The organism is Kribbella pratensis (assembly GCF_004365355.1).
Lineage (GTDB): Bacteria > Actinomycetota > Actinomycetes > Propionibacteriales > Kribbellaceae > Kribbella.
The window spans coordinates 2,001,578-2,019,267 of record NZ_SODP01000001.1 but is presented as its reverse complement, the minus strand read 5'-3'; the positions used below and the strand labels follow the sequence as shown (position 1 = coordinate 2,019,267).

27 protein-coding genes are annotated in these 17,690 nt (G+C 66.5%); 10 read left to right on the top strand and 17 right to left on the bottom strand.

What is annotated here, in order from left to right; translation table 11 throughout:
- Positions 1 to 405: 405 nt before the first annotated feature.
- On the bottom strand, positions 406 to 735 hold the full coding sequence (locus tag EV653_RS09555; protein ID WP_134100335.1) for a GNAT family N-acetyltransferase: 330 nt from the start codon (positions 733 to 735) through the stop codon (positions 406 to 408).
- A 128-nt stretch (positions 736 to 863) separates the two neighbouring features.
- On the opposite strand from EV653_RS09555, the gene EV653_RS09550 reads away from it, so the two are divergent.
- On the top strand, positions 864 to 1,235 hold the full coding sequence (locus tag EV653_RS09550; protein WP_134100332.1) for a VOC family protein: 372 nt from the start codon (positions 864 to 866) through the stop codon (positions 1,233 to 1,235).
- A gap of 54 nt (positions 1,236 to 1,289) precedes the next feature.
- Here EV653_RS09550 and EV653_RS09545 read toward each other — a convergent pair whose 3' ends face one another.
- From EV653_RS09545 to EV653_RS41635, 4 genes are all read right to left on the bottom strand, one after another.
- A complete protein-coding gene (locus tag EV653_RS09545; protein WP_134100329.1) occupies positions 1,290 to 1,808 on the bottom strand; it encodes a hypothetical protein in 519 nt (172 codons plus the stop codon).
- A gap of 205 nt (positions 1,809 to 2,013) precedes the next feature.
- A complete protein-coding gene (locus EV653_RS09540; protein ID WP_238159650.1) occupies positions 2,014 to 2,877 on the bottom strand; it encodes a GNAT family N-acetyltransferase in 864 nt (287 codons plus the stop codon).
- 41 nt (positions 2,878 to 2,918) lie between these two features.
- Positions 2,919 to 3,533, bottom strand: a complete 615-nt coding sequence (locus EV653_RS09535) for a GNAT family N-acetyltransferase (RefSeq protein ID WP_202871525.1) — start codon at positions 3,531 to 3,533, stop codon at positions 2,919 to 2,921.
- Between the two features lie 9 nt (positions 3,534 to 3,542).
- The gene (locus EV653_RS41635) at positions 3,543 to 3,743 is read right to left on the bottom strand and encodes a GNAT family N-acetyltransferase (RefSeq protein WP_202871524.1); all 201 of its coding nucleotides are present in this window, start codon (positions 3,741 to 3,743) and stop codon (positions 3,543 to 3,545) included.
- A 140-nt stretch (positions 3,744 to 3,883) separates the two neighbouring features.
- On the opposite strand from EV653_RS41635, the gene EV653_RS09530 reads away from it, so the two are divergent.
- The 3 genes from EV653_RS09530 to EV653_RS09520 are packed head-to-tail and all read left to right on the top strand — an operon-like array spanning position 3,884 to position 5,830.
- Positions 3,884 to 4,213 carry a YciI family protein gene (locus EV653_RS09530; RefSeq protein ID WP_134100322.1) on the top strand — a complete coding sequence of 110 codons (330 nt, stop codon included), beginning with the start codon at positions 3,884 to 3,886 and terminating at the stop codon, positions 4,211 to 4,213.
- 52 nt (positions 4,214 to 4,265) lie between these two features.
- Entirely contained in the window at positions 4,266 to 4,589 is a 324-nt protein-coding gene (locus tag EV653_RS09525) for a YciI family protein (RefSeq protein WP_134100319.1), read from the top strand.
- Positions 4,586 to 5,830 (top strand): RNA polymerase sigma factor, encoded by a 1,245-nt coding sequence (locus EV653_RS09520; protein WP_134100317.1) that lies wholly within the window; start codon positions 4,586 to 4,588, stop codon positions 5,828 to 5,830. The genes EV653_RS09525 and EV653_RS09520 overlap by 4 nt, the downstream gene beginning before the upstream one ends.
- Here EV653_RS09520 and EV653_RS09515 read toward each other — a convergent pair.
- Genes EV653_RS09515 through EV653_RS09505 form a run of 3 tightly spaced genes read right to left on the bottom strand, consistent with a single transcriptional unit; the run spans position 5,801 to position 7,421 of the window.
- On the bottom strand, positions 5,801 to 6,535 hold the full coding sequence (locus tag EV653_RS09515) for a DUF3626 domain-containing protein (RefSeq protein WP_255510679.1): 735 nt from the start codon (positions 6,533 to 6,535) through the stop codon (positions 5,801 to 5,803). The genes EV653_RS09520 and EV653_RS09515 overlap by 30 nt on opposite strands.
- Positions 6,535 to 7,020: an NUDIX domain-containing protein gene (locus tag EV653_RS09510; RefSeq protein WP_134100314.1), complete on the bottom strand. Its 486-nt coding sequence runs from the start codon at positions 7,018 to 7,020 to the stop codon at positions 6,535 to 6,537. Before EV653_RS09510 ends, EV653_RS09515 begins: the two co-directional genes overlap by 1 nt.
- Positions 7,021 to 7,025: 5 nt before the next feature.
- Positions 7,026 to 7,421, bottom strand: a complete 396-nt coding sequence (locus EV653_RS09505; RefSeq protein WP_134100311.1) for a tautomerase family protein — start codon at positions 7,419 to 7,421, stop codon at positions 7,026 to 7,028.
- Positions 7,422 to 7,479: 58 nt separating this feature from the next.
- On the opposite strand from EV653_RS09505, the gene EV653_RS09500 reads away from it, so the two are divergent.
- Positions 7,480 to 7,959 carry an NUDIX domain-containing protein gene (locus EV653_RS09500; RefSeq protein WP_134100308.1) on the top strand — a complete coding sequence of 160 codons (480 nt, stop codon included), beginning with the start codon at positions 7,480 to 7,482 and terminating at the stop codon, positions 7,957 to 7,959.
- On the opposite strand, the gene EV653_RS09495 is transcribed toward EV653_RS09500, so the two are convergent.
- Positions 7,921 to 8,667 carry an SAM-dependent methyltransferase gene (locus EV653_RS09495; RefSeq protein WP_134100306.1) on the bottom strand — a complete coding sequence of 249 codons (747 nt, stop codon included), beginning with the start codon at positions 8,665 to 8,667 and terminating at the stop codon, positions 7,921 to 7,923. The two genes, EV653_RS09500 and EV653_RS09495, sit on opposite strands and share 39 nt — an antisense overlap.
- 76 nt (positions 8,668 to 8,743) lie before the next feature.
- On the opposite strand from EV653_RS09495, the gene EV653_RS41630 reads away from it, so the two are divergent.
- Complete coding sequence (locus EV653_RS41630) at positions 8,744 to 8,971, top strand: hypothetical protein (protein WP_202871523.1); 228 nt, start codon at positions 8,744 to 8,746, stop codon at positions 8,969 to 8,971.
- On the opposite strand, the gene EV653_RS09485 is transcribed toward EV653_RS41630, so the two are convergent.
- Positions 8,968 to 9,795 (bottom strand): aminoglycoside phosphotransferase family protein, encoded by an 828-nt coding sequence (locus tag EV653_RS09485; protein WP_134100303.1) that lies wholly within the window; start codon positions 9,793 to 9,795, stop codon positions 8,968 to 8,970. The two genes, EV653_RS41630 and EV653_RS09485, sit on opposite strands and share 4 nt — an antisense overlap.
- Before the next feature lie 70 nt (positions 9,796 to 9,865).
- Between EV653_RS09485 and EV653_RS09480 the strand changes: the two genes are divergently transcribed.
- Positions 9,866 to 10,798, top strand: a complete 933-nt coding sequence (locus tag EV653_RS09480; protein WP_134100300.1) for an aldo/keto reductase — start codon at positions 9,866 to 9,868, stop codon at positions 10,796 to 10,798.
- Between the two features lie 41 nt (positions 10,799 to 10,839).
- Here EV653_RS09480 and EV653_RS09475 read toward each other — a convergent pair whose 3' ends face one another.
- From EV653_RS09475 to EV653_RS09460, 4 genes are read right to left on the bottom strand one after another with little or no spacing between them, the layout of a single operon-like run.
- Positions 10,840 to 11,388 (bottom strand): isochorismatase family protein, encoded by a 549-nt coding sequence (locus EV653_RS09475; RefSeq protein WP_134100297.1) that lies wholly within the window; start codon positions 11,386 to 11,388, stop codon positions 10,840 to 10,842.
- A 60-nt stretch (positions 11,389 to 11,448) separates the two neighbouring features.
- Positions 11,449 to 11,739 carry a DUF1905 domain-containing protein gene (locus EV653_RS09470; protein WP_134100295.1) on the bottom strand — a complete coding sequence of 97 codons (291 nt, stop codon included), beginning with the start codon at positions 11,737 to 11,739 and terminating at the stop codon, positions 11,449 to 11,451.
- Entirely contained in the window at positions 11,739 to 12,446 is a 708-nt protein-coding gene (locus EV653_RS09465) for an alpha/beta fold hydrolase (RefSeq protein WP_134100292.1), read from the bottom strand. Before EV653_RS09465 ends, EV653_RS09470 begins: the two co-directional genes overlap by 1 nt.
- On the bottom strand, positions 12,446 to 13,396 hold the full coding sequence (locus EV653_RS09460) for a helix-turn-helix transcriptional regulator (protein WP_134100289.1): 951 nt from the start codon (positions 13,394 to 13,396) through the stop codon (positions 12,446 to 12,448). Before EV653_RS09460 ends, EV653_RS09465 begins: the two co-directional genes overlap by 1 nt.
- A gap of 108 nt (positions 13,397 to 13,504) precedes the next feature.
- Between EV653_RS09460 and EV653_RS09455 the strand changes: the two genes are divergently transcribed.
- Positions 13,505 to 14,452: a helix-turn-helix transcriptional regulator gene (locus tag EV653_RS09455; RefSeq protein WP_134100286.1), complete on the top strand. Its 948-nt coding sequence runs from the start codon at positions 13,505 to 13,507 to the stop codon at positions 14,450 to 14,452.
- Here the strand turns inward: EV653_RS09455 and EV653_RS09450 are convergent.
- On the bottom strand, positions 14,434 to 14,868 hold the full coding sequence (locus EV653_RS09450; RefSeq protein ID WP_134100284.1) for a GNAT family N-acetyltransferase: 435 nt from the start codon (positions 14,866 to 14,868) through the stop codon (positions 14,434 to 14,436). The genes EV653_RS09455 and EV653_RS09450 overlap by 19 nt on opposite strands.
- 95 nt (positions 14,869 to 14,963) lie before the next feature.
- Between EV653_RS09450 and EV653_RS09445 the strand changes: the two genes are divergently transcribed.
- Positions 14,964 to 15,854, top strand: coding sequence for an LppU/SCO3897 family protein (locus EV653_RS09445; protein WP_134100281.1), 891 nt, complete (start codon positions 14,964 to 14,966; stop codon positions 15,852 to 15,854).
- 4 nt (positions 15,855 to 15,858) lie between these two features.
- Here the strand turns inward: EV653_RS09445 and EV653_RS09440 are convergent, their stop codons facing one another.
- Positions 15,859 to 16,284: a nucleoside deaminase gene (locus tag EV653_RS09440; protein WP_134100278.1), complete on the bottom strand. Its 426-nt coding sequence runs from the start codon at positions 16,282 to 16,284 to the stop codon at positions 15,859 to 15,861.
- Complete coding sequence (locus tag EV653_RS09435) at positions 16,274 to 17,122, bottom strand: LLM class flavin-dependent oxidoreductase (protein WP_134100275.1); 849 nt, start codon at positions 17,120 to 17,122, stop codon at positions 16,274 to 16,276. The genes EV653_RS09440 and EV653_RS09435 overlap by 11 nt, the downstream gene beginning before the upstream one ends.
- A 93-nt stretch (positions 17,123 to 17,215) precedes the next feature.
- Here EV653_RS09435 and EV653_RS09430 point away from each other — a divergent pair, with 93 nt between their 5' ends.
- On the top strand, positions 17,216 to 17,683 hold the full coding sequence (locus EV653_RS09430) for an Lrp/AsnC family transcriptional regulator (protein WP_134100272.1): 468 nt from the start codon (positions 17,216 to 17,218) through the stop codon (positions 17,681 to 17,683).
- Positions 17,684 to 17,690 lie beyond the last annotated feature (7 nt).

Genomic DNA, 17,690 nt, shown 5'->3' with positions numbered 1-17,690 from the left:
GCCACCGACCTGCAGAGTGCCGGACATGGCAGAGGTCGTAATACCGCTCACCGTTCTCGATCTGACCGAAGAGGACCTGCCCGCCTGTGGTTGGTACGGAACAGCGATGGATCTTGCGTACGTGGCCGAGGCGATCCAGCGCCGCCGCCGCGGCGAGGTCGACTACCTAGCGGTCTGCCCACCCTCCGGTCTGCCAGTTGCGGTCGGCGGGGCCGATTACACGAAGCCGCCGGCGCGGCGACTGTCTGGCAACTGTCGGTCCAGGCGGAGCTGCGCTCATGTGGGATCGGCACGGTTCTTATCGGGGGCGTTAGAGCAGCGGGTCCGTGCCCGCGGGCTGCGCTGGGTGGAGCTGGGCGTGGACGACAACAGTTCGCGGGCGCGCGCGTTGTATGAGCGGCTGGGCTATGTGGTAAGTGGCAGTGAGATCGGCTCGTGGGACCAGGAGGCCGCGGACGGATCCACGACCCGTATGGCACGGCCGATGCCCTGGCTGCGGCGAGTTTCGTCGACCACCATGTTGGCCAGGTACGCCTGTAGTTCTCCATCGCTGAAGAGCTCAGCGAACCCAATGACGGCCCCGTGATCCAGCGCGACGACCGTGGTCACGCCGGGGGCCGTCAGCACTCTTATGGCACGCGCCGGGTCGGCGGGGAACGACGGCCAGTCTTCCTTGGTACAGAGTCGAAGTATTCCGTCGAGATGTGCGGCCACAAACCGTGTGTACTCAGGCATCGGGCTATCGTTTCATCCTCGCGACGGAGACAGGGGCTGTGCCAGCAGGCCGCCGAGTCGCGCACGAGTGCGTGGACGCAACAGAAAGTCTGTCGCCGGGGGCTGACCCTGTTGCGTACGGTTTCGGGATGGAAATCGTCGTGACACTCGACTGCATCGACACCGAAGCTCAAGCAGGGTTCTGGCTGGACGTCCTGAGACCACTCGGGTATCGACGGGCGTTCGACGCACCGCCGTATCTCAGCCTGACCACGCCCAGCTCAGCACCCACGCTGCTGTTGCAGCGAGTTCCGGAAGTCAAGCAGGGCAAGAATCGAATGCACCTCGACCTCGGGGTGGAAGACTTGCCGGCCGAGGTAGAGAAATTGGAGCAGCTGGGCGCGCGGCGACTCTCCAACGAACTCACTGAACACGGCTTCTGTTGGTTCGTTTTCGCTGACCCAGAAGGAAACGAGTTCTGCGTCTTCGTTCCGCCGAAGACCTCAGGTTCGGCGGGATAGGCCAGCTCAATTCCGCTGAGCAACTTCCTGAATTCGGCATGAGTGCGTCCGCGATCAGGTGTCACGGACTGCGACGACGTAGCGGGCGTAGGCAGCGGCAGAGTCGACGGCGTGCCGCTCGATGGTCGCTGGGGAGTAGCCGAGCGCCTCGGCGATGATGGCGACCGGTGCGAGCCTGGTCAGCTCGTGGAGTGTTCCAAGTCGCGCGGCACGTGTGCCAAATACGCCGCGGAGTCGCGTCCGGAGGTGTCCGGGGTCGATGTGGCGGCCGGGAGAGTAGCCCCGGAATACCCAGTTGCTGTTGGGGTGCGCGGCGGTCAAGTCGTTGCCGGGGGTCGCGGCCAGTTCGCGCCATGGTTCGTCGAGCGGGTCCGGCAGTACGATCTCGACTGCACCGATGCGGACGGCGACCAGGTCTTCGGTGACGTCGACGTCGTTCCAGGTGAGTCCGACGACACCCTCGATCTGCTGCCCGAAGACGTGGACGAGAATCGCTGCAGCACGGTCCTGTGCGGTGAGTTCGTCGGTGTGGACGACACGGTTCACCGCCTGCTCCTGGTCGGCCGCGCTCATCCGCGGGCTCGTTCCACGGCGATGGCGCTGGATCTCCAGATCTGGTCGGACCAGCCTGGTCTTGATCGCCCAGCCGCAAACGGTCTCAACACTCCGAGACGGGAGTGCCTGCATCCAATGCAACTCCCGTGATTTAAGCGCCGATAATGAACATTATGTCAACTAGTGGGGATCGGGCCACGCTTCACTGCCCTCCACCACTCCCTCAGGCTTTGCGGCGGAAGTCTGTTGTGGGTGGGAGTTCTTTGAAGCCGGCTGAGGCGTACGCCGCTACGCCGGCGGTGTTGGTGGTTGGTGTGCAGACGGTGGCGCTGGACGCACCTAGGTCTTGTAGTGCGGCGGCTGCGGCGAGTGAGATGGCTTTGCCGTAGCCGTGGCCGCGGTGATCTTGGTGGACGCCTAAGGGTTCGAGCAGGCCGGGGCGTCCGGGGCCGGCTGACCAGACTGTTGCGGCGGCAACTGGGATGTCGTGAGCGTCGTACCCGAGTAGGCAGCGTGCCCTTCGGTACGGCGCGGACGCGGCGACTGCCTGCCAGCGCTCGAGGGTGAGGGTCGAGTTGGGGAACGAGGCACGGTGTACGGCGATCCGCTCCGGGGCGTTGCTCTGGTCGACGATCTCGATCCGGAGGCCCCACTCCTCTACCTTCTCGGTGAGATCACGGCGCAGCGGCGTCCACGACTCGTCCGCGACCCAATCGTTCTGGTGCAGCAACTCACGGAACGCAGCGCCGTACCGGGCCTCGACGCTCGCGCTGCCGGCGGGCAGCACCCCGCGCTCCGGATCCGACAGATCGGCCAGCAACTGGGCGGCGAACGATTCGTCCCGGTCGACAGTCGGCGCGACGGCCATCCGGATCAGGCCGTCCTCGACCATCCCGGCGGCCAGGATCAGCCCATCACGGCGCCACACCCGCAAGGACCTCGCCAGCGCGTCCGCACCGAAACTCGAGTTCCACCCCAGGTCCCCCGGGTGAAGCTGAACCGACCCGCCATCCTGCTGCCACGACGCGACCGCCTCGACAACCTCGTCCAGCGAACCAACGGTCGCGGTCTCCAGCGTGATCGACACGCACCGATCCAACACCACAGACCCGCGACCACGCACAGGGTTTACCGGCGAGCCCCACTGTGTACGTGAATATGCAGGTGCTTCGAGTCCTGGTACTCACCGAGATTCGTCAGCACCGCGGCAGCCCCGGTCGTTCTTTCGGTCTCCCCCGCAATCGATTGCACGACCTCGAACAACCGGCGCATCACCTGCTCGTCGGACGAATCCACTGTGGTCAACGACGCGATATGCCGCTTCGGCACGATGACGATATGCGTCTCCCAGAACGGTCGCGTGTGATGAAACGCCAGTACCAATTCGTCCTCGTGTACGACGTCGAGCCGGCTCGGATCCGGGATCGCGATATCGCAGTAGAAGTCATCACCGCTGTAGTGCGGGGCCGACCACACCCCCAGCCATTGTTCGGCGCCGTATTCGTGGAAACGGGATACCTCGGTGAAGCCGAGTTTCTCGGCGAGACGCAGCGACCGGGTGTTGGCGGTTTGGGTAGTCAGCGCTACGGACTCGCCGGGACGCGCGGTTGCGAACCAATTCGGCGCGGCGGCGCAGGCCTCAGCGGCGTACCCGTGGCCCCAGGAGGTGGGCAGGAACATGTAGCCGAGCTCCGTCGACGCCGCCCCACGTCGGTTCGGGTCGCGCGGGTCCAGCGTGACCATGCCGATCATCTACCCGCCGAGGTCGACGACGAACAGGCCGGGGCGCTTCTCCGGAGACTCAGGGACGGCGCGTTCCAGTTCGTCGCGGTCTCTCGGGCCGCCGATATACGTGCCGACGTCCGGCGACGTGAAGAGTTCGATGACCGCCGTACGGTCGCGGGCCTCGGGTTCACGCAGTACGAGCCGCTCGGTCCTGATGGGGTCGGTCATGGCGGGCAACGTACCAAGGATGCGGCTCTCCCCCGGCGTGGAAACTTTCTTCGACGAAGATTGTCGGATCGGTGTGCAGGCGTTCGTGGAAGGGGTGAGCGGGCCACCGAGGAGCGCTACGGCTGAGGAGCTGATGCGGGATGCAGTACCTGATTTCTGTGATCGACGACGAGAGTACTGCGAACGCGGCGGACGGTTCGGGCGACGTCGACGCGTTCAACGAGCGGCTCAGGACCGACGGGTGCCTGGTGTTCGTGGGCGGCCTCGACTCCCCCGCGACAGCCGCCGTCGTCGACAACCGCGCCGGTGAGGCGATCTTCACCGACGGGCCCTACCTGGAGTCGAAGGAGTACCTCGGCGGCGTCTGGATCGTCGAGGCGCCGGACCTCGACGTCGCGCTCAAGCTCGCCGCGCAGGCTTCACAGGCCTGCGATCGCAAGCTCGAAGTACGCCCGTTCGCGGACGAATGAATCGCGGACCGGATACCGTTTCCGAAGAATTCACCACGGGAGATGATGTGTGATGCAGTTTCTGGTTTCCGTGCTCGACGACAAGACCAATTCGGCCACTCCGGAAGAGATGACCGCCATCACGGCGTTCAACGAACGGATCATCGCCGACGGCAACTGGGTCTTCGCCGGCGGTCTGGCGGCGCCGAGCGCGGCCACGGTCGTCGACAACCGCGGCGGCGACGCGATCTTCACCGACGGGCCTTATCTGGAGTCGAAGGAGTACGTCGCCGGCCTCTGGATCATGGAGGCTGCCGACCTCGATGCGGCCCGTGAGCTCGTGACCGAGGCGTCGAAGGCGTGCAACCGCAGGCTCGAGGTGCGGCCGTTCCTGTGAGCGATGTCCAGGAGACCATCACGCGCGTCCACCACGAGGAGTGGGCGCGGGTGGTCGCGTCCCTGACCAAGCGTTTCGGCGACCTCGACATCGCCGAGGAGGCCGCCGCCGAAGCGTTCGCGACCGCCGTCGAACGGTGGCCGGAGGTCGGCGTACCCCCGAACCCCGGCGCGTGGCTGACCACGACCGCCAACCGCAAGGCCATCGATCGGCTCCGTCGCGAGAACAAGCGCGACGACAAACACAAGGAGGCTCAGATGGCGTACGACGAACCGCCCGAGCCTCTCGGCGTGATCGACGACGAACGGCTCCGGCTGATCTTCACCTGCTGCCACCCGGCGCTCTCGATGGAGACCCGGGTCGCGCTGACGCTGCGCATGGTCGGCGGTCTGACCGTGCCCGAGATCGCACGTGCTTTTCTCGTGCAGGAGACGGCGATGGGCCAGCGGATCACACGCGCGAAGGCCAAGATCAAGGCGGCGCGGATCCCCTATCGGGTGCCTGATGCGGAGGACCTCCCCCAGCGCGTGTCCGGCGTACTCACTGTGTTGTTCATCGTCTTCAACGAGGGTTATCTGGCGACTGGTCCGGATACAGATCCGGTGCGGCACGAGCTGACGTCCGAGGCGATCCGGCTGACGCGGCTCATTCGTGCTCTGATGCCGAACGACGGTGAGGTGGCCGGGTTGCTGGCGTTGATGCTGCTGACTGAGGCTCGTCGTACGGCGCGGGTCTCCGCGAGCGGCGAACTGGTGCCGCTGGACCAGCAGGACCGTGGCTCCTGGGACGCCGCGATGGTGGCCGAGGGGCATCGGCTGGTGCGCGAACGGCTGGCGGCCGGCGTCGCTCCAGGGCGGTACCAGATCCTCGCGGCGATCAACGCCGTACACACGTCGGCACGGGATGTGCGCGACACCGACTGGTCGCAGGTGGTCGCGCTGTACGGGCAGTTGGTCCGCGTGGATCCGTCGCCGATCGTCGAGCTCAATCGGGCGATCGCGGTCGCGGAACTGGATGGGCCGGAGGTTGCGTTGGCGACGGTGGATCGGCTCTCGGAGAAGCTGGACGGGTACCACGCGTACCACGCGACGCGGGCGGATCTGCTGCGGCGGATGGGCCAGAGCCAGCAGGCGCGGGCGGCGTACGACAAGGCGATCGAGTTGGCCGGCAACACCGCCGAGACGGCGTACCTCACCCGCCGCCGCGATCAGCTAGCCGCCGGCCCTTCCGAAGCGAGCTAGGCAGTGCCAGACCTGCTTGATCGATTGCCGCTCAGGGTCCTTGGCGCGACCGAGTAGCTCAGGCGTCAGCTCCGGGCCGAGCGTCCGCGCCAGGTCGACGATGTGCTGACCGCGGTACGCCGGGTCGAAATCGTCTGCTGTGCCGCGAAATCCGGGGTGATACTCGACCGCGCATCCGAGCTTTTGTGCGGCCTCCTCGACCCGTGTGCCGATGAACGATGGGTCGAGGACCAGTGCGTCCACATCGGTGTCGAAGCGTACGCCGCCGTGGACGTGCGCTTCGACGTACTCGTCAAGGTCGTCGTAGCCGGATTCGTCTGCCAGCCGGCACAAATGGTCCAGGAGACTCTTGTCGCCGAAGTGCTCCGGATCCCGCGCAGAATCCGGAAAGCAGAACGTCGCGCGCTCTACCACCTCAGGCTTCAACCGAAAGTACGACGACCCGAACCGGATCCCACCGCCGTACGGATCCTCCCGCCGATTCCACACCCCATAGACGGGCCGCACCACCGGATCCTGCTCGTCGTACTCCCCCGCAAACAACCGACTCTCCCACCGCCACCGGTCACCACCTTTGAACGCCGTCAGTCCTCCATTAGAAACCCCGGTAACAAACTGCGACCGATAAAACCCGTCACTCACCATCGACTCAATCACCATCCGATCCCCCTGCGGCCAATTGGGGTGGAAATGCAGAGTAATCATCAGAATGGACCCGTCACATTTCCGGCGGCGTCGATCATGATCAACCGGAGCTGTTGATCGTGACGACCCTGGGCCAACCAGTGGGCGAAGGCGACTGCGGCTGTCGGTGGCATCTCCAGGGACGCCGGGTCCATCGTCAGCTCGAACCACCGGAGATCGCCCTCCGCGCATTCTGTCGGGACGGGCGATTCGGCGAGCAAGTCGGCGGTGAAGTAGTACGTCGTCCGTACCTCGGTGCCGGTGTCTCTCATCGCGACGTACCGAAGGCTGAAGTTGTCCAGGTGATCATTGGCAACCCCGACCTCCTCGTGGAGCTCCCGGAGCGCGGCCGCTGCCGGGTCGTCGAATTCGCCTGCTTCCACGTGACCGCCGATGCCGACCCAGGAGTCGGCGATCGCGCGGGATCCACGGCGGTACAGCAGAAGCACGCTCCCCTGATGAACCAGGAAGACCGACGTCAGGTGGCGGGTCGCACGCAATGTCATCCGGGTCAGACGTTGATGTTGAAGCCGAGGTCCAGGTCGGAGGCTGGGTGGCCGCCGCGGAGGCCCCAGTTGTGGGTGGGGTGGTCTCGGATGAGGATCGTGACGTGGTCTGCGGGGATGTTGAAGGGCTTCAGGTTGGCGATCATCTGGGTATAGAGCGTGCGCTTGGCGTCGATCGAGCGCCCCGCGAAGCAGTCGACGGTGATCAGCGTGAAGTACTCCGGCTGAGCCAACCGCGGCGAGCACGCAAACCGGTGCGGCGCGTGGACCACCAGTCGCACATCCTTGTCCTGCGCCGGAATCTGAAACCCAATGACCACCGCATCATGCACAGCGTCAATCAGCGCGACTTCCTCCGCCGTGGAATACTCCCGCCGCACTTCAATCATCGTGCTTGGCATACAACAAATCCTCTCAGTGATGCGAATATGTCGGTGGTGGCGACCACACTGCTGCCCCATGAAGATCCCACGAGGTGCCGCGGTCGTGGTCGAGGCCGGCAAGGTCCTGGTCGTGAAGCGCTACCTACGGCTCGGCAGCTCCGCGGAGTGCGTGATGTGCGAGTACGGCGACGCCCCCGGACCGCAGTGCGGCGGCCATCAGTACGCCGTACTCCCCGGCGGTCACGTGGAACCCGGTGAGTCGGCCGCGGCGGCCGCCATCCGCGAACTGAACGAGGAGACAACTCTCACCGCGACCGCGGCCCGGTTGCTGTGGACGGGCACGCACAACGGTCGGCCCGCGTACTACTTCCTTGCGACCGACGTGAGCGGCGTACCGCGACTTTCCGGCGATGAGGCAGTCGAGCATTGTCCGACCAATCATTTCGAATTGCGCTGGGTTGACGCGGAAGATCTGGACGATATTTATCCTGCAGATCTTCAAAGCCGTCTAACAAAGCTAGTTGAGGCTGGCAACCAACCGCGTCAGGCCCAGTAGGTCGCCTTGGTCGGCGTCCAGCATTTGTTCGTCGGGTTTGTAGCCGCGGCCCAGTTCGGCGCAGGTTTTCAGCCAGAGGAGCCACTCGGACCAGCCGTTGGGGAGAAGGTCGGCGGTCTTGACGGTGACGAGGTTTGTGCGTTGCCAGAGTTGGTGCCACCAGTCAGGTGGGAGCCAGGTGCAGAGGTCGGGTCCCCAACGGGTTTCGAGGTACGGCGGGAGGGTGAGGACTGGCGCCGTACGGATGCCGGGGGCGATGACGCCGATCGTGCCGCCGGGGCGGAGGAACTGGGTGACGTAGGCCAAGTAGTCGGCCCCGGTGCCGAAGTAGTTGAAGGCGCCGATGCTGACGATCGCGTCGAAGAAGTCGTGGGCGAACGGGAGTTTGTGCGCGTCGGACTGGATCGGGTGGACGCGGTCGGCGGCACCGGCGTCCTGGATTCGTTGCCAGTTCTCGGTCGGGTCGACCCAGAGGTCGGTCGCCCACACCTCCACGTCGTACTCGCGGGCGAAGAAGATCGACGTCAGCGCCGTACCGCAGCCGAGGTCGAGGACCCGCATGCCCGGATCCAGCGTCATCGCCTCCATCAGACCCTCCGCGCTCCAGAGCGGATGCGGACCCATGAGGTTGTCGACGATCCACTGCTGGTCATAGGTGTTCGACCGCGGATACCGGTCGACGATCAGCGCATCGAGTGCTGAGGACATGAGGCGACGATGCCAGCGTCGCGAAGCGCCGACAACGGAGTTTCGAGGACCGGGTAGGTACGGCGAACTAATTGATGTGGCCGTCACCCCGGCCGCCCTCGAGGAACGCGGACTGGTGAGCCGCGAACCGCATGCCTCCGACCGACGTTGCGCCAGGCGGCCGAACCTCGACTTCCGGCTGACGGTCCTCGAGGACGGCTGTCGCGACTCCGATCCCGAGGTCCACCGCGTGCTCACCGAGAAGGTGTTTCCGCGGCAAGCCGACGTACTGACGATCGACAAGTGGGTCGCCGCCGTCGCCTAGCTGATGGCTTCTGCGATCATGCGGTGGCCCTGTTGCTCGAAGGGTTCGTCGCCGACCTGGTAGGCCCAGATGCAGGTGTTGACGGCCTCGCGGAGTTGAGCCCGGTGCCAGGCGGCCGGCTCGCGTGGGTCTGAGCCGTAGCCGCTCAGGAAGGCTGCCTCCAACTCCGGGTTCGAGCGGAACTGCTGGGCCGCGAGCCGGGCGAGGTCGGTGTACGCCGGGCGGAGGTCGGCTCGGCCGAAGTCGATGACGCGGATGATGCCGCGGTCGGTCAGCCAGTTGCGCGGCTGCCAATCGCCATGGGTCGGCACGAGAATCGCCGGCGGCGTCGGCCAGCCGGCGATCTCTGCTTGCAGGCGCTCGGTCAGGTCGGGTGCGATTCGGTGCGCCTTGCCGAGGTCGGCCAGCGTCCGCTGGTTCTCACGGGATTCGTAGGCGTCGTCCCGTACGGCGGATTGCTGGTGGAACTGCGCCAGCAGTTCACCGGCCTCGTCGTACGTCGCAGGCGCCCATTCGGCAGGCGTGCCCTCGACCAATTCCCCGGGCAGGAACCGTGTCAGGAGCAGCTTGGCGTCGTCGTCGACGCGGACGAACTCGGGCGCCCTCCCCCGCGAGGTCCATGGGGTCAGCCAGTTGCGGTGGGCCCGTATCTCGCGCGCAAGGTGATGGTCGGCCGCGTCGCCGGCCTTCGCGATGTAGCGCTCACCGTTGTGGATGAGCTCAAGTACGAGTGTGCCGATCAGACCCCAGCTGTGGTCCTTGACGAGCTGGGCCGAGGGCAGCCAGGTGTCGAGGAGAACTTGTTGTCGGTCGGTGAGTCCCACGCGCGCAGAATAACGCAGAAAAGTCTGGGAAAAGATGGACGAATGTCCTTCGAGGATTTATCCTGGCCGAATGCAGAATTCACAGGTAAATACGTCTCTGCCATTAAACCTATCATCAGGAATTGCGGAAAGCAAGTCCGGCGAATTCTGGCAGCTCGGGGACATTGCGGTACGGCGGATCGGGTTCGGCACCAAGCGTCTTGCCGGGTCCGGCCCGGATGGGGCGGACCTGCAGGAGCGAGCGGTCGCGCTGCTGCGGCACGCTGTCGAGCTCGGCGTGAACCACGTCGACACCGCGGCGTTCTATCCGAGTCACGGCGGAGCGGGACAGACGTCGTTCGAGAGCCTCGACTGGGCGAACGACGTGATCCGCCGCGCGCTCGCGCCGTACCCGGACGAGTTTGTGGTCGCGACGAAGGTGGGGCCGACAAGGGACGGGCTGGCGCGGCCGGACGACTTACCGGCGCTGCTGGAGCGTGATCTGCGGGCGCTCGGGGTGGAGGTGCTGGATCTGGTCAATCTGCGGCTGCACGGGATGAAGTCGATCGCGGAGCATTTCGGCGTACTGGCCGAGCTGCAGGCGAAGGGCATGATTCGGCACCTGGGTGTGTCGAATGTGCGGGTCGAGCATCTTCACGAGGCGCGGGAGATTGCTCCGGTGGTGGCGGTGCAGAATCGGTACAGCGTCGGATTTGGTCGGGTGAATGACGAGATCCTGGGTGTGTGCGGTGAGCTGGGGATCGCGTTCGTGCCGTTCTTCACGCTGACCGCGGAGTCGCGCGAGGCCGGCGGGGTGCCCGAGTCCGCGGCCGTGCAGGAGGTCGCGGATCGTCATGGTGCGACGCCCGCGCAGATCCGGTTGGCGTGGACGCTGAGCCGGGGCGCGCACGTCCTCGCGATTCCGGGCACGTCGAGCCGGCAGCACTTGGAGGAGAACCTGATGGCGGCCGACATCACCCTCTCCCCCGACGACCTCGCCGTACTCGACGCCGTCTCGGGCTGAATCGGCGAGCCGGAGGCGGCAAGCGTCGCCCCCGCCGTCGCCTAGAAGGTCACCTCGTCGGCGCTCCGTACGGCGGCGGTGCGGCCTGGTGCCCGGTGGTATTGCCAGTACAGGTTGGTGTGGGCGATGACCTTGTCGGGCGTCGGAGCGCCGTACTCCGAGAGGTTCTCGGTCGTGTGAGCGTCGCCGACCAGCGTGACGTCGTACCCGCGGACGAAGGCGCCGTGGATGGTGGAGCGGATGCACTCGTCGGTCTGGGCGCCGCTCACGATCAGGTGGCCGATACCGGCGCGGGCAAGGACGTCCTCGAGGTCGGTCGCTTCGAAGGAGTCGGGGAAGGTCTTGTGGACGAGGGCCTCGGAGCCGTCGCGCGACAGCTCAGGAACGATCTGCCACTCGTCGCTGTCCTTCACGAGGTTGTCGCTCGAGTGCTGGACCCACACGACCGGGACGCCGCCGGCGCGGGCCTTGCCGACCAGTGTGCTGATGTTGGCCACGACCTGATCGCGCTCGTGCGCCTCGGCCACGACACCGTTCTGTACGTCGACCACCAACAAGGCCGTGTTCGGCCGATCAGCCAGCGTTGACATTTCCGCTACCTCCCCATCGTTCATGTACCGCAAAACGCTAGACCCGACCGCCGACAGTTTTCAGGCCCGCAGCCGCAACCGCACGGTCGGCACGTCCCCGTCGTCGAGATCCTCGGCCCGCCGCACCGACGCCTTCACCGGCAGCAGGTACCGCCCGTCCTTCGGAAACATCGACGTGTCCCACGCCGTCCCACCGATCTCCGCGACGACCGGGATCATCCCCCAGCCGTAACTGACAAAGCTCGACTCAGCCTCGAAGTACGCACACTCCTCCTCCGGCACCGTAATGAAGTACCAAGGCGCCGGCCCCCGCCAATACCAAATCTCCCCCGCAAACTCGACCCCATCCATCACGCCTCCCACGTGTCCAGCGTTGCCATGAAGTCATCGAGGAACCCGTACCAGACACAATGCCCCGCACCACGGACAGAGCGGACCGAGAATCCCAGCTCCTCCAGTTCCCGAGCGCGCTCCGTCGACAAGTACCGACTTGGCTCGGCCCTGATCACCAGCGACGGGATGGTCGGCCGGCGTATCACCTGCCCGGGGTAGGACCGCTCGAGCGCCACCGCCGTGTCCACATCGAACTTCGCTGCCGCCTCGGCCTCCCATCGGCAGTCCTCGGCGGACCAGCCTGGGCGTGTGGCGCGCAGCTGGTGCTCGGTACGGGCGGCCCGAGCTGCGGTGAATCGTTCCCGTACGTCGGCGGCCGGCGGATCTCCCGACGGGCTGTCGAACGGTACGTCGACGTAAACAACTCGAGCCGGACGCAGCCGAGGTAGTGCATGAGACAGAACGACTGCGCCGAGCGAGTGGCCGATGGCGAGCGACGGCTTGGGGTCGACAGACTCGAGTACGGCGTCCACGAAGAGGTCCATCGTCGCGTCCGGCGCCGCTGGAGAGTCGCCGTGACCAGGCAGGTCAACCGCGATCGCCCGATAACCACGCTCTGCGAGTGCGGGACCGACTTGGTGGTACTGCGCGGCGCTGCCGAGCATGCCGTGGACGAGGAGGGCGACGCGATCGCCGGAGCCCCACGTCACGGTGTTCAGTCGCATCAGTCCAGGGTGCTTGCGGTGATGAGGCGGCGGCCCAACTCTTGGGAGGCGGATTGGATTTCGGGGCTGCCGAGGATTTGGTAGGGGGCTCGGATGGCGGTTAGTTGGGCGGCGTACCAGTCGGGCTCGTCGGTGCTGGCGAGGAGGCGGGTGTGGGTTTCGTCGATGGCTTCGAGCCGGCCCATGGAGCGTGGGATCCAGCAGGCCGCGTCGGCGCGAGGGGCGTCGATCATGACCTCGATGGGGTATTTCCAGCCGAGGGCCAGGTGCTCCTCGACGGCCGCGAGTGGGTCCAGATCGGGTGGTGGCGTGAAGTCCTGGGTGAGGGGCTCGACCTTGGTGACCTTGTCGACGCGGAGGACGCGTTGGGAGTCCTTGGCGTGGGACCAGCACAGGAGATACCAGCGGCCCCGGCGTACGACGACTGCCCAGGGGTCGACCTCCATCGGCCACTCGCTGTCGTGGTGGCGGCGGTAGTGGATGCGGACCTGCCGGCACTCGGTGCTGTACGACACCAGCGCGGCCGTGATCTCGGGCTCCGGCGTGCGGGCGCCCGGGTCGGGGCCGCGGGCGCTGACCCGGCGGATCGCGTCGGTCGAGCGGGCGATCTGCTCGGGCAGCACGCGGATGATCTTGCCGAGCGCGTTCTCGACCGGGTCCGCCGCGCCGCGCGGTCCTTCCAGCACCGCCATCACCAGGCCGAGCGCCTCGGTCGTGCTGAACATCAGCGGGGGCAGCCGCAGCCCGCGGCCGACGCGGTACCCGCCGTACGGGCCGCGGACGGACTCGATCGGGATGTCGGCCTCACGCAGGATCGCGACGTACCGGCGGGCGGCGCGTTCGGAGACGCCGAGCTTGTCCCCCAACTGATCGGCAGTGATGCCGGGGCTGTTCTGGATCAGCTCGAGGACCATCAAGGTCCGGGCTGTCGGGCTCACGTCGTACGCCATCGCTCACCATTCCGGAAGGTGTCCGTCCGGAACCGAGGCTAGCGTGCACCTCCGACAGAAAGACAGTAGTGCTCACGAGACGAGCAGTTTGTCTGCGACGATCGGAGCGTGCGGGCAGATCGATTGGTAGCGGTGTTGTTGCTGATGCAGGCCCGCGGCCGCGTGACTGCGGCCGACGTCGCACAGGAGCTGGAGATCTCGGTCGCGACCGCGCGACGCGATCTCGAGGCGTTGTCCACAGCGGGCATCCCGGTTTATCCACAGCCCGGCCGTAACGGCGGCTGGCAACTGGTCGGTGGCGCTCGCACCGACCTGAGCGGACTCACGGCAGCAGAAGCGCAGGCGTTGTTCCTCCTTGTCGGCCCCGCGGCGTCGATCGCACCCGAGGCGAAGGCGGCGCTCCGCAAACTCGTCCGAGCGCTGCCGGGCACGTTCCGCGAGCACGCGCAGGCCGCGGCCGAGGCAGTCGTGATCGATCCGGCGCGCTGGGGCGCCCACGCGAAGGAGCGTCCGGAGCTGGTACGCAGCCTGCAAGATGCCGTCGTACGCCGGAACCGGGTGCGACTGGTCTACTCGGGCCGCGGGCATCAGCCCTCGGAGCGGATGGTCGATCCGCTCGGACTCGTGGACAAGGACGACATCTGGTATCTGATCGCCTGGACCGACCGGGGCCAACGTACGTTCCGGATCGATCGTGTGGTGGCGGCCCAGGCGACGGAGGAGACGTTCGAGCGGCCGGAAGGGTTCGACCTGTCCACAGCCTGGGGCGAGATCGTCGAGCGGATGGAGGAACGGCGATCGGGGCTGACGGCAACGGTCCTGATGGACCAACGGCACGTCTGGGTGATGCAGGACCGACTCGGCCGCAACTGCGAGGTCGACGGGGCGGACGGCGACCGGGTCCGGCTGAAGATCTCGGCGCCCACTCCCCTGATGATCGCCCAGGAACTGGCCGGCTGGGGCGGGTCGATCGAGGTGCTCGACCCGCCTGAGGTCCAGGCCGAACTGGCTCGTCTCGGCCGCGAGCTCACGGACCGCTACAGCGGGATCGTGTAGAGGATGAAGCCGCGGTTCTCGGCGACCTGATCGTAGAGCCGGCGTGCGGTCGTGTTGCTCTCATGCGTCGCCCAGTAGACCCGGCCGCAGCCTTGCTCGCGTGCCCAGTCGGTGACCGCCGCGATCAGCGCTCGCGCCGCACCCTGGCCGCGTGCCTCCGGAGCGGTGAACAGGTCCTGCAGGTAGCAGGAGTCCGGCGCGGTTGTGCTCGCATGCGTCAGGAAGTGCGTGATGCCGACCAGCTGACCTTCCAGCCGTGCACCTAGGGCGTGTACTTCGACGTCCTGCTGGAATCTCGTCCACGCCTGGTCGAAGAACTCGTCCGGCATCGTGCGGCCGTAGAACTCGTTGTAGCCGACGAAGAGTCGTTGCCAGGCGTCACGGTCGGTAGATGTCAGAGGGCCGATGGTCAGCATGCGGCGAACTGTCGCATATCCACGGCCGAATGGACCATTGAGGTGAGTAAGGTGCCATGGTTCAGCGTGTCCCGACCAAGCCTCAGGAACCATTCGTGACCACATCCCCTCCCCAGCCGCCACAGAACCCGTACTCCGGTCAGCCGGCCGGCTACGGTCCGCCGCCGCAGCAGTTCCCGCAGTACACCCAGCCTGAGCAGCAGCAGCCGGGCCAGTACCCCGGTCAGCAGCCGGGCCAGCAGCAGTTCCACGGCCAGCCGTATCAGCAGGCCCCCCAGCAGCAGGCTCAGTTCCCGCAGGGTCAGTACCCGGCCCAGCCGCAGTTCGGCCAGTCGTTCCCGCAGCAGGGCGCCCAGCAGTCGTTCGCGCCGCAGGGCCAGATGACCTGCCGGTTCTGTGGTGGCTACCCGGCGGTCGAGGCGACCGTGCGCGGTCACCAGGGGATGATCATCCTGATGCGGTTCCTCAAGTTGCAGGGCCCGTTCTGCCGGACCTGCGGGATCGCGTCGGTCCGCGACATGACGTCGAAGAGCCTGTGGCAGGGCTGGTGGGGCATCGGCTCGTCGATCATCAACCCGATCACGATGCTGCTGAACATCGGCCCGATGCAGAAGTTCAAGCGCCTGCCGGAGCCGCAGCCGGGCCCGGGCCGGCCGATGGACCCGGGCAAGCCGCTGTTCCAGCGTCCGGCGATGCTGATGCTGCTGCTGCCGATCGCGGTGATCGCCCTGATCGTCGTCGGCAACCTGAACTCGACCGAGGCGAAGGCCACCGTCGGAGCCTGCGTGGTGAACAACGGCACCTCGTCGAACCCGGACGTGAAGGTCGTCGACTGCACGTCGTCCGACGCCGAGTACAAGATCGTCGGCAAGATCGACGACTCGACCGACGACAGCCAGTGCGACCAGTTCGAAGGCGCCGAGGCGTCGTACGTCTACCAGCACCGCTCGACCAAGTACACGCTCTGCCTCACCCCGGTGAAGTAACAGCTCAGACGTAGTACCCGTCCACCGGCACGCGCGCCTCGTCGTACAGCGCAGGTCCTTCCTGCGGTACGGCGGGAAAGCTGCCGGTGGACTTCAATCCGTCGAGCTGCTCGCCTGACAACGCGTAGACCACGCGGCCGAGCCCGGAACGGGCGAGCGCACCGGTGCACATTCCGCACGGCTGGCAGCTGGTGTACATGGTCGTGCCGGCCGCGTCCTCGGGTGACAAATGCTGTGCGGCCCAGACGGCGAGCTTGAGCTCCGGGTGGAAGCTGATGTTGCCTTCGCTGATCGTGGTGTTGTGGTCCTCGGCCAGCACGGTCCCGTTCGGCCCGACCAGCAGCGAGCCGAACGGCGGGTCGCCTGCTTCACGCGCGGCCGCGGCCAGTGCGATTGCGCGGCGCAGGAATTCTTCGGCTTCAGGTGTCACGTCGTCTCCAAGAGTCTCTAGTTGTCGCGAGCATCTGCCAGGCCGTCTCGGGCCGTTCCGTCTCGGCGGGGTCGCCCTGATAGGGATCGAGTACGACGCTCTGCGCGCCAAGCTCCCGCAGTACGTCGAGGTCCTCGATCACCTGCTCTACCGTGCCTTCGCCGGCGACGCGCTCGTCGTCAGGCAGTGGCTTGTCCGTCAGCCGCAGCAGGATGCGCGGCGCGAACCCGGGAACCGGCCGATCGAGCGATCCGGCGATGGTCCGCAACTGGTCCAGACCCGAGCGCATCTGGTCGAGGCGCTGACGCAGCGGATGCCACGCCGTACCAAACCGTATGGTACGGCGGAGGGCTGCCGGACTGCTGCCGCCGACCCAGAGCGGGATGTTGCCGACGCCGTAGTCGGCTGTGTCGGCCCATGCGCGCCGGAGTTCGGCCAGCAGTTCGTCGGTGTCGCGTCCGCGCCGGCCATGCTCGGCCCCCAGCGCTTCAAACTCCTGCCGCGCCCAACCGGCGCCGACGCCGAGCACGAGCCGGCCGCCGCTGAGCTGGTCGAGGTTCGCCGCCATCCTTGCCACGAGCAACGGATGCCGGTACGGCGCGATCAGCACCGTCGTCCCCAGCCGGACCCGCTCGGTGATGCCGGCCAGCCAGCTCAGCGTGGTGAACGGTTCGTAGAAGGGCGCCGGGTACTGCTCGGCCACATCCGGCGTGATGACGACGTGGTCGGACACCATCAGCAGGTCGTACCCAAGTCCTTCGACCACGCGCGCCCAGTCGCGCAGCCGTGCCGGATTCGTACCAGGGCCGAAGTTCGGCACGTTCACGCCAAGTTCCACGCCCTCAGGCTATCCAGGCAGCCATCGCGTTCTGAAGAGATTCTTCCTGGCGTACGACGCCTCGCGCCGGGGAATCGCCGGTAGATTGGCCAGGTGACCGAGACTCTCGATTCGACCGACTGGGCGATCCTCAGCGAGCTGCAGGAGGACGCCCGGATCTCGCTGACCGAGCTCGGCCGGCGGGTCAGCCTCAGCGCGTCGGCGACCACCGAGCGCGTACGCCGCCTCGAGTCGATCGGTGTCATCACCGGTTATCGCGCCGAGGTCGATCTGACCAAGGTCGGCTACCCGGTGCTGGCCGTCGTACGGCTGAAGTACCCGGGCAACAAGCACGAGCCGCTGCACCGGCTGCTGGCCGAACGGCGCGAGATCCTCGAGTGCCTGCGGACCACCGGCGACGACTGCTACACGCTGAAGGTCGCGGCGGCGTCGATGCCGCATCTCGAGGAGCTCGTCAACGAGCTGACCGACTTCGGGAGTACGACGACCAACCTGGTCTACTCGCAGACCCAGCGGTATCGCGGACCGGAAAAGCCGGTGACCGACTCCGTCCGGGAGTGAGAGCGTT

What these genes read in the sequence shown, in the direction of transcription:
- EV653_RS09475 (WP_134100297.1), bottom strand. Translation starts at nt 11,388, where the DNA reads ATGTCAACGCTGGCTGATCGGCCGAACACGGCCTTGTTGGTGGTCGAC.
- EV653_RS09500 (WP_134100308.1), top strand. Translation starts at nt 7,480, where the DNA reads ATGAAGATCCCACGAGGTGCCGCGGTCGTGGTCGAGGCCGGCAAGGTC.
- EV653_RS09515 (WP_255510679.1), bottom strand. Translation starts at nt 6,535, where the DNA reads ATGATTACTCTGCATTTCCACCCCAATTGGCCGCAGGGGGATCGGATG.
- EV653_RS09545 (WP_134100329.1), bottom strand. Translation starts at nt 1,808, where the DNA reads ATGAGCGCGGCCGACCAGGAGCAGGCGGTGAACCGTGTCGTCCACACC.
- EV653_RS09555 (WP_134100335.1), bottom strand. Translation starts at nt 735, where the DNA reads ATGCCTGAGTACACACGGTTTGTGGCCGCACATCTCGACGGAATACTT.
- EV653_RS09510 (WP_134100314.1), bottom strand. Translation starts at nt 7,020, where the DNA reads ATGACATTGCGTGCGACCCGCCACCTGACGTCGGTCTTCCTGGTTCAT.
- EV653_RS09530 (WP_134100322.1), top strand. Translation starts at nt 3,884, where the DNA reads ATGCAGTACCTGATTTCTGTGATCGACGACGAGAGTACTGCGAACGCG.
- EV653_RS09505 (WP_134100311.1), bottom strand. Translation starts at nt 7,421, where the DNA reads ATGCCAAGCACGATGATTGAAGTGCGGCGGGAGTATTCCACGGCGGAG.
- EV653_RS09465 (WP_134100292.1), bottom strand. Translation starts at nt 12,446, where the DNA reads ATGCGACTGAACACCGTGACGTGGGGCTCCGGCGATCGCGTCGCCCTC.
- EV653_RS09535 (WP_202871525.1), bottom strand. Translation starts at nt 3,533, where the DNA reads ATGGTCACGCTGGACCCGCGCGACCCGAACCGACGTGGGGCGGCGTCG.
- EV653_RS41635 (WP_202871524.1), bottom strand. Translation starts at nt 3,743, where the DNA reads ATGACCGACCCCATCAGGACCGAGCGGCTCGTACTGCGTGAACCCGAG.
- EV653_RS09460 (WP_134100289.1), bottom strand. Translation starts at nt 13,396, where the DNA reads ATGGCGTACGACGTGAGCCCGACAGCCCGGACCTTGATGGTCCTCGAG.
- EV653_RS09550 (WP_134100332.1), top strand. Translation starts at nt 864, where the DNA reads ATGGAAATCGTCGTGACACTCGACTGCATCGACACCGAAGCTCAAGCA.
- EV653_RS09525 (WP_134100319.1), top strand. Translation starts at nt 4,266, where the DNA reads ATGCAGTTTCTGGTTTCCGTGCTCGACGACAAGACCAATTCGGCCACT.
- EV653_RS09480 (WP_134100300.1), top strand. Translation starts at nt 9,866, where the DNA reads ATGCAGAATTCACAGGTAAATACGTCTCTGCCATTAAACCTATCATCA.
- EV653_RS09495 (WP_134100306.1), bottom strand. Translation starts at nt 8,667, where the DNA reads ATGTCCTCAGCACTCGATGCGCTGATCGTCGACCGGTATCCGCGGTCG.
- EV653_RS09450 (WP_134100284.1), bottom strand. Translation starts at nt 14,868, where the DNA reads ATGCTGACCATCGGCCCTCTGACATCTACCGACCGTGACGCCTGGCAA.
- EV653_RS09470 (WP_134100295.1), bottom strand. Translation starts at nt 11,739, where the DNA reads ATGGATGGGGTCGAGTTTGCGGGGGAGATTTGGTATTGGCGGGGGCCG.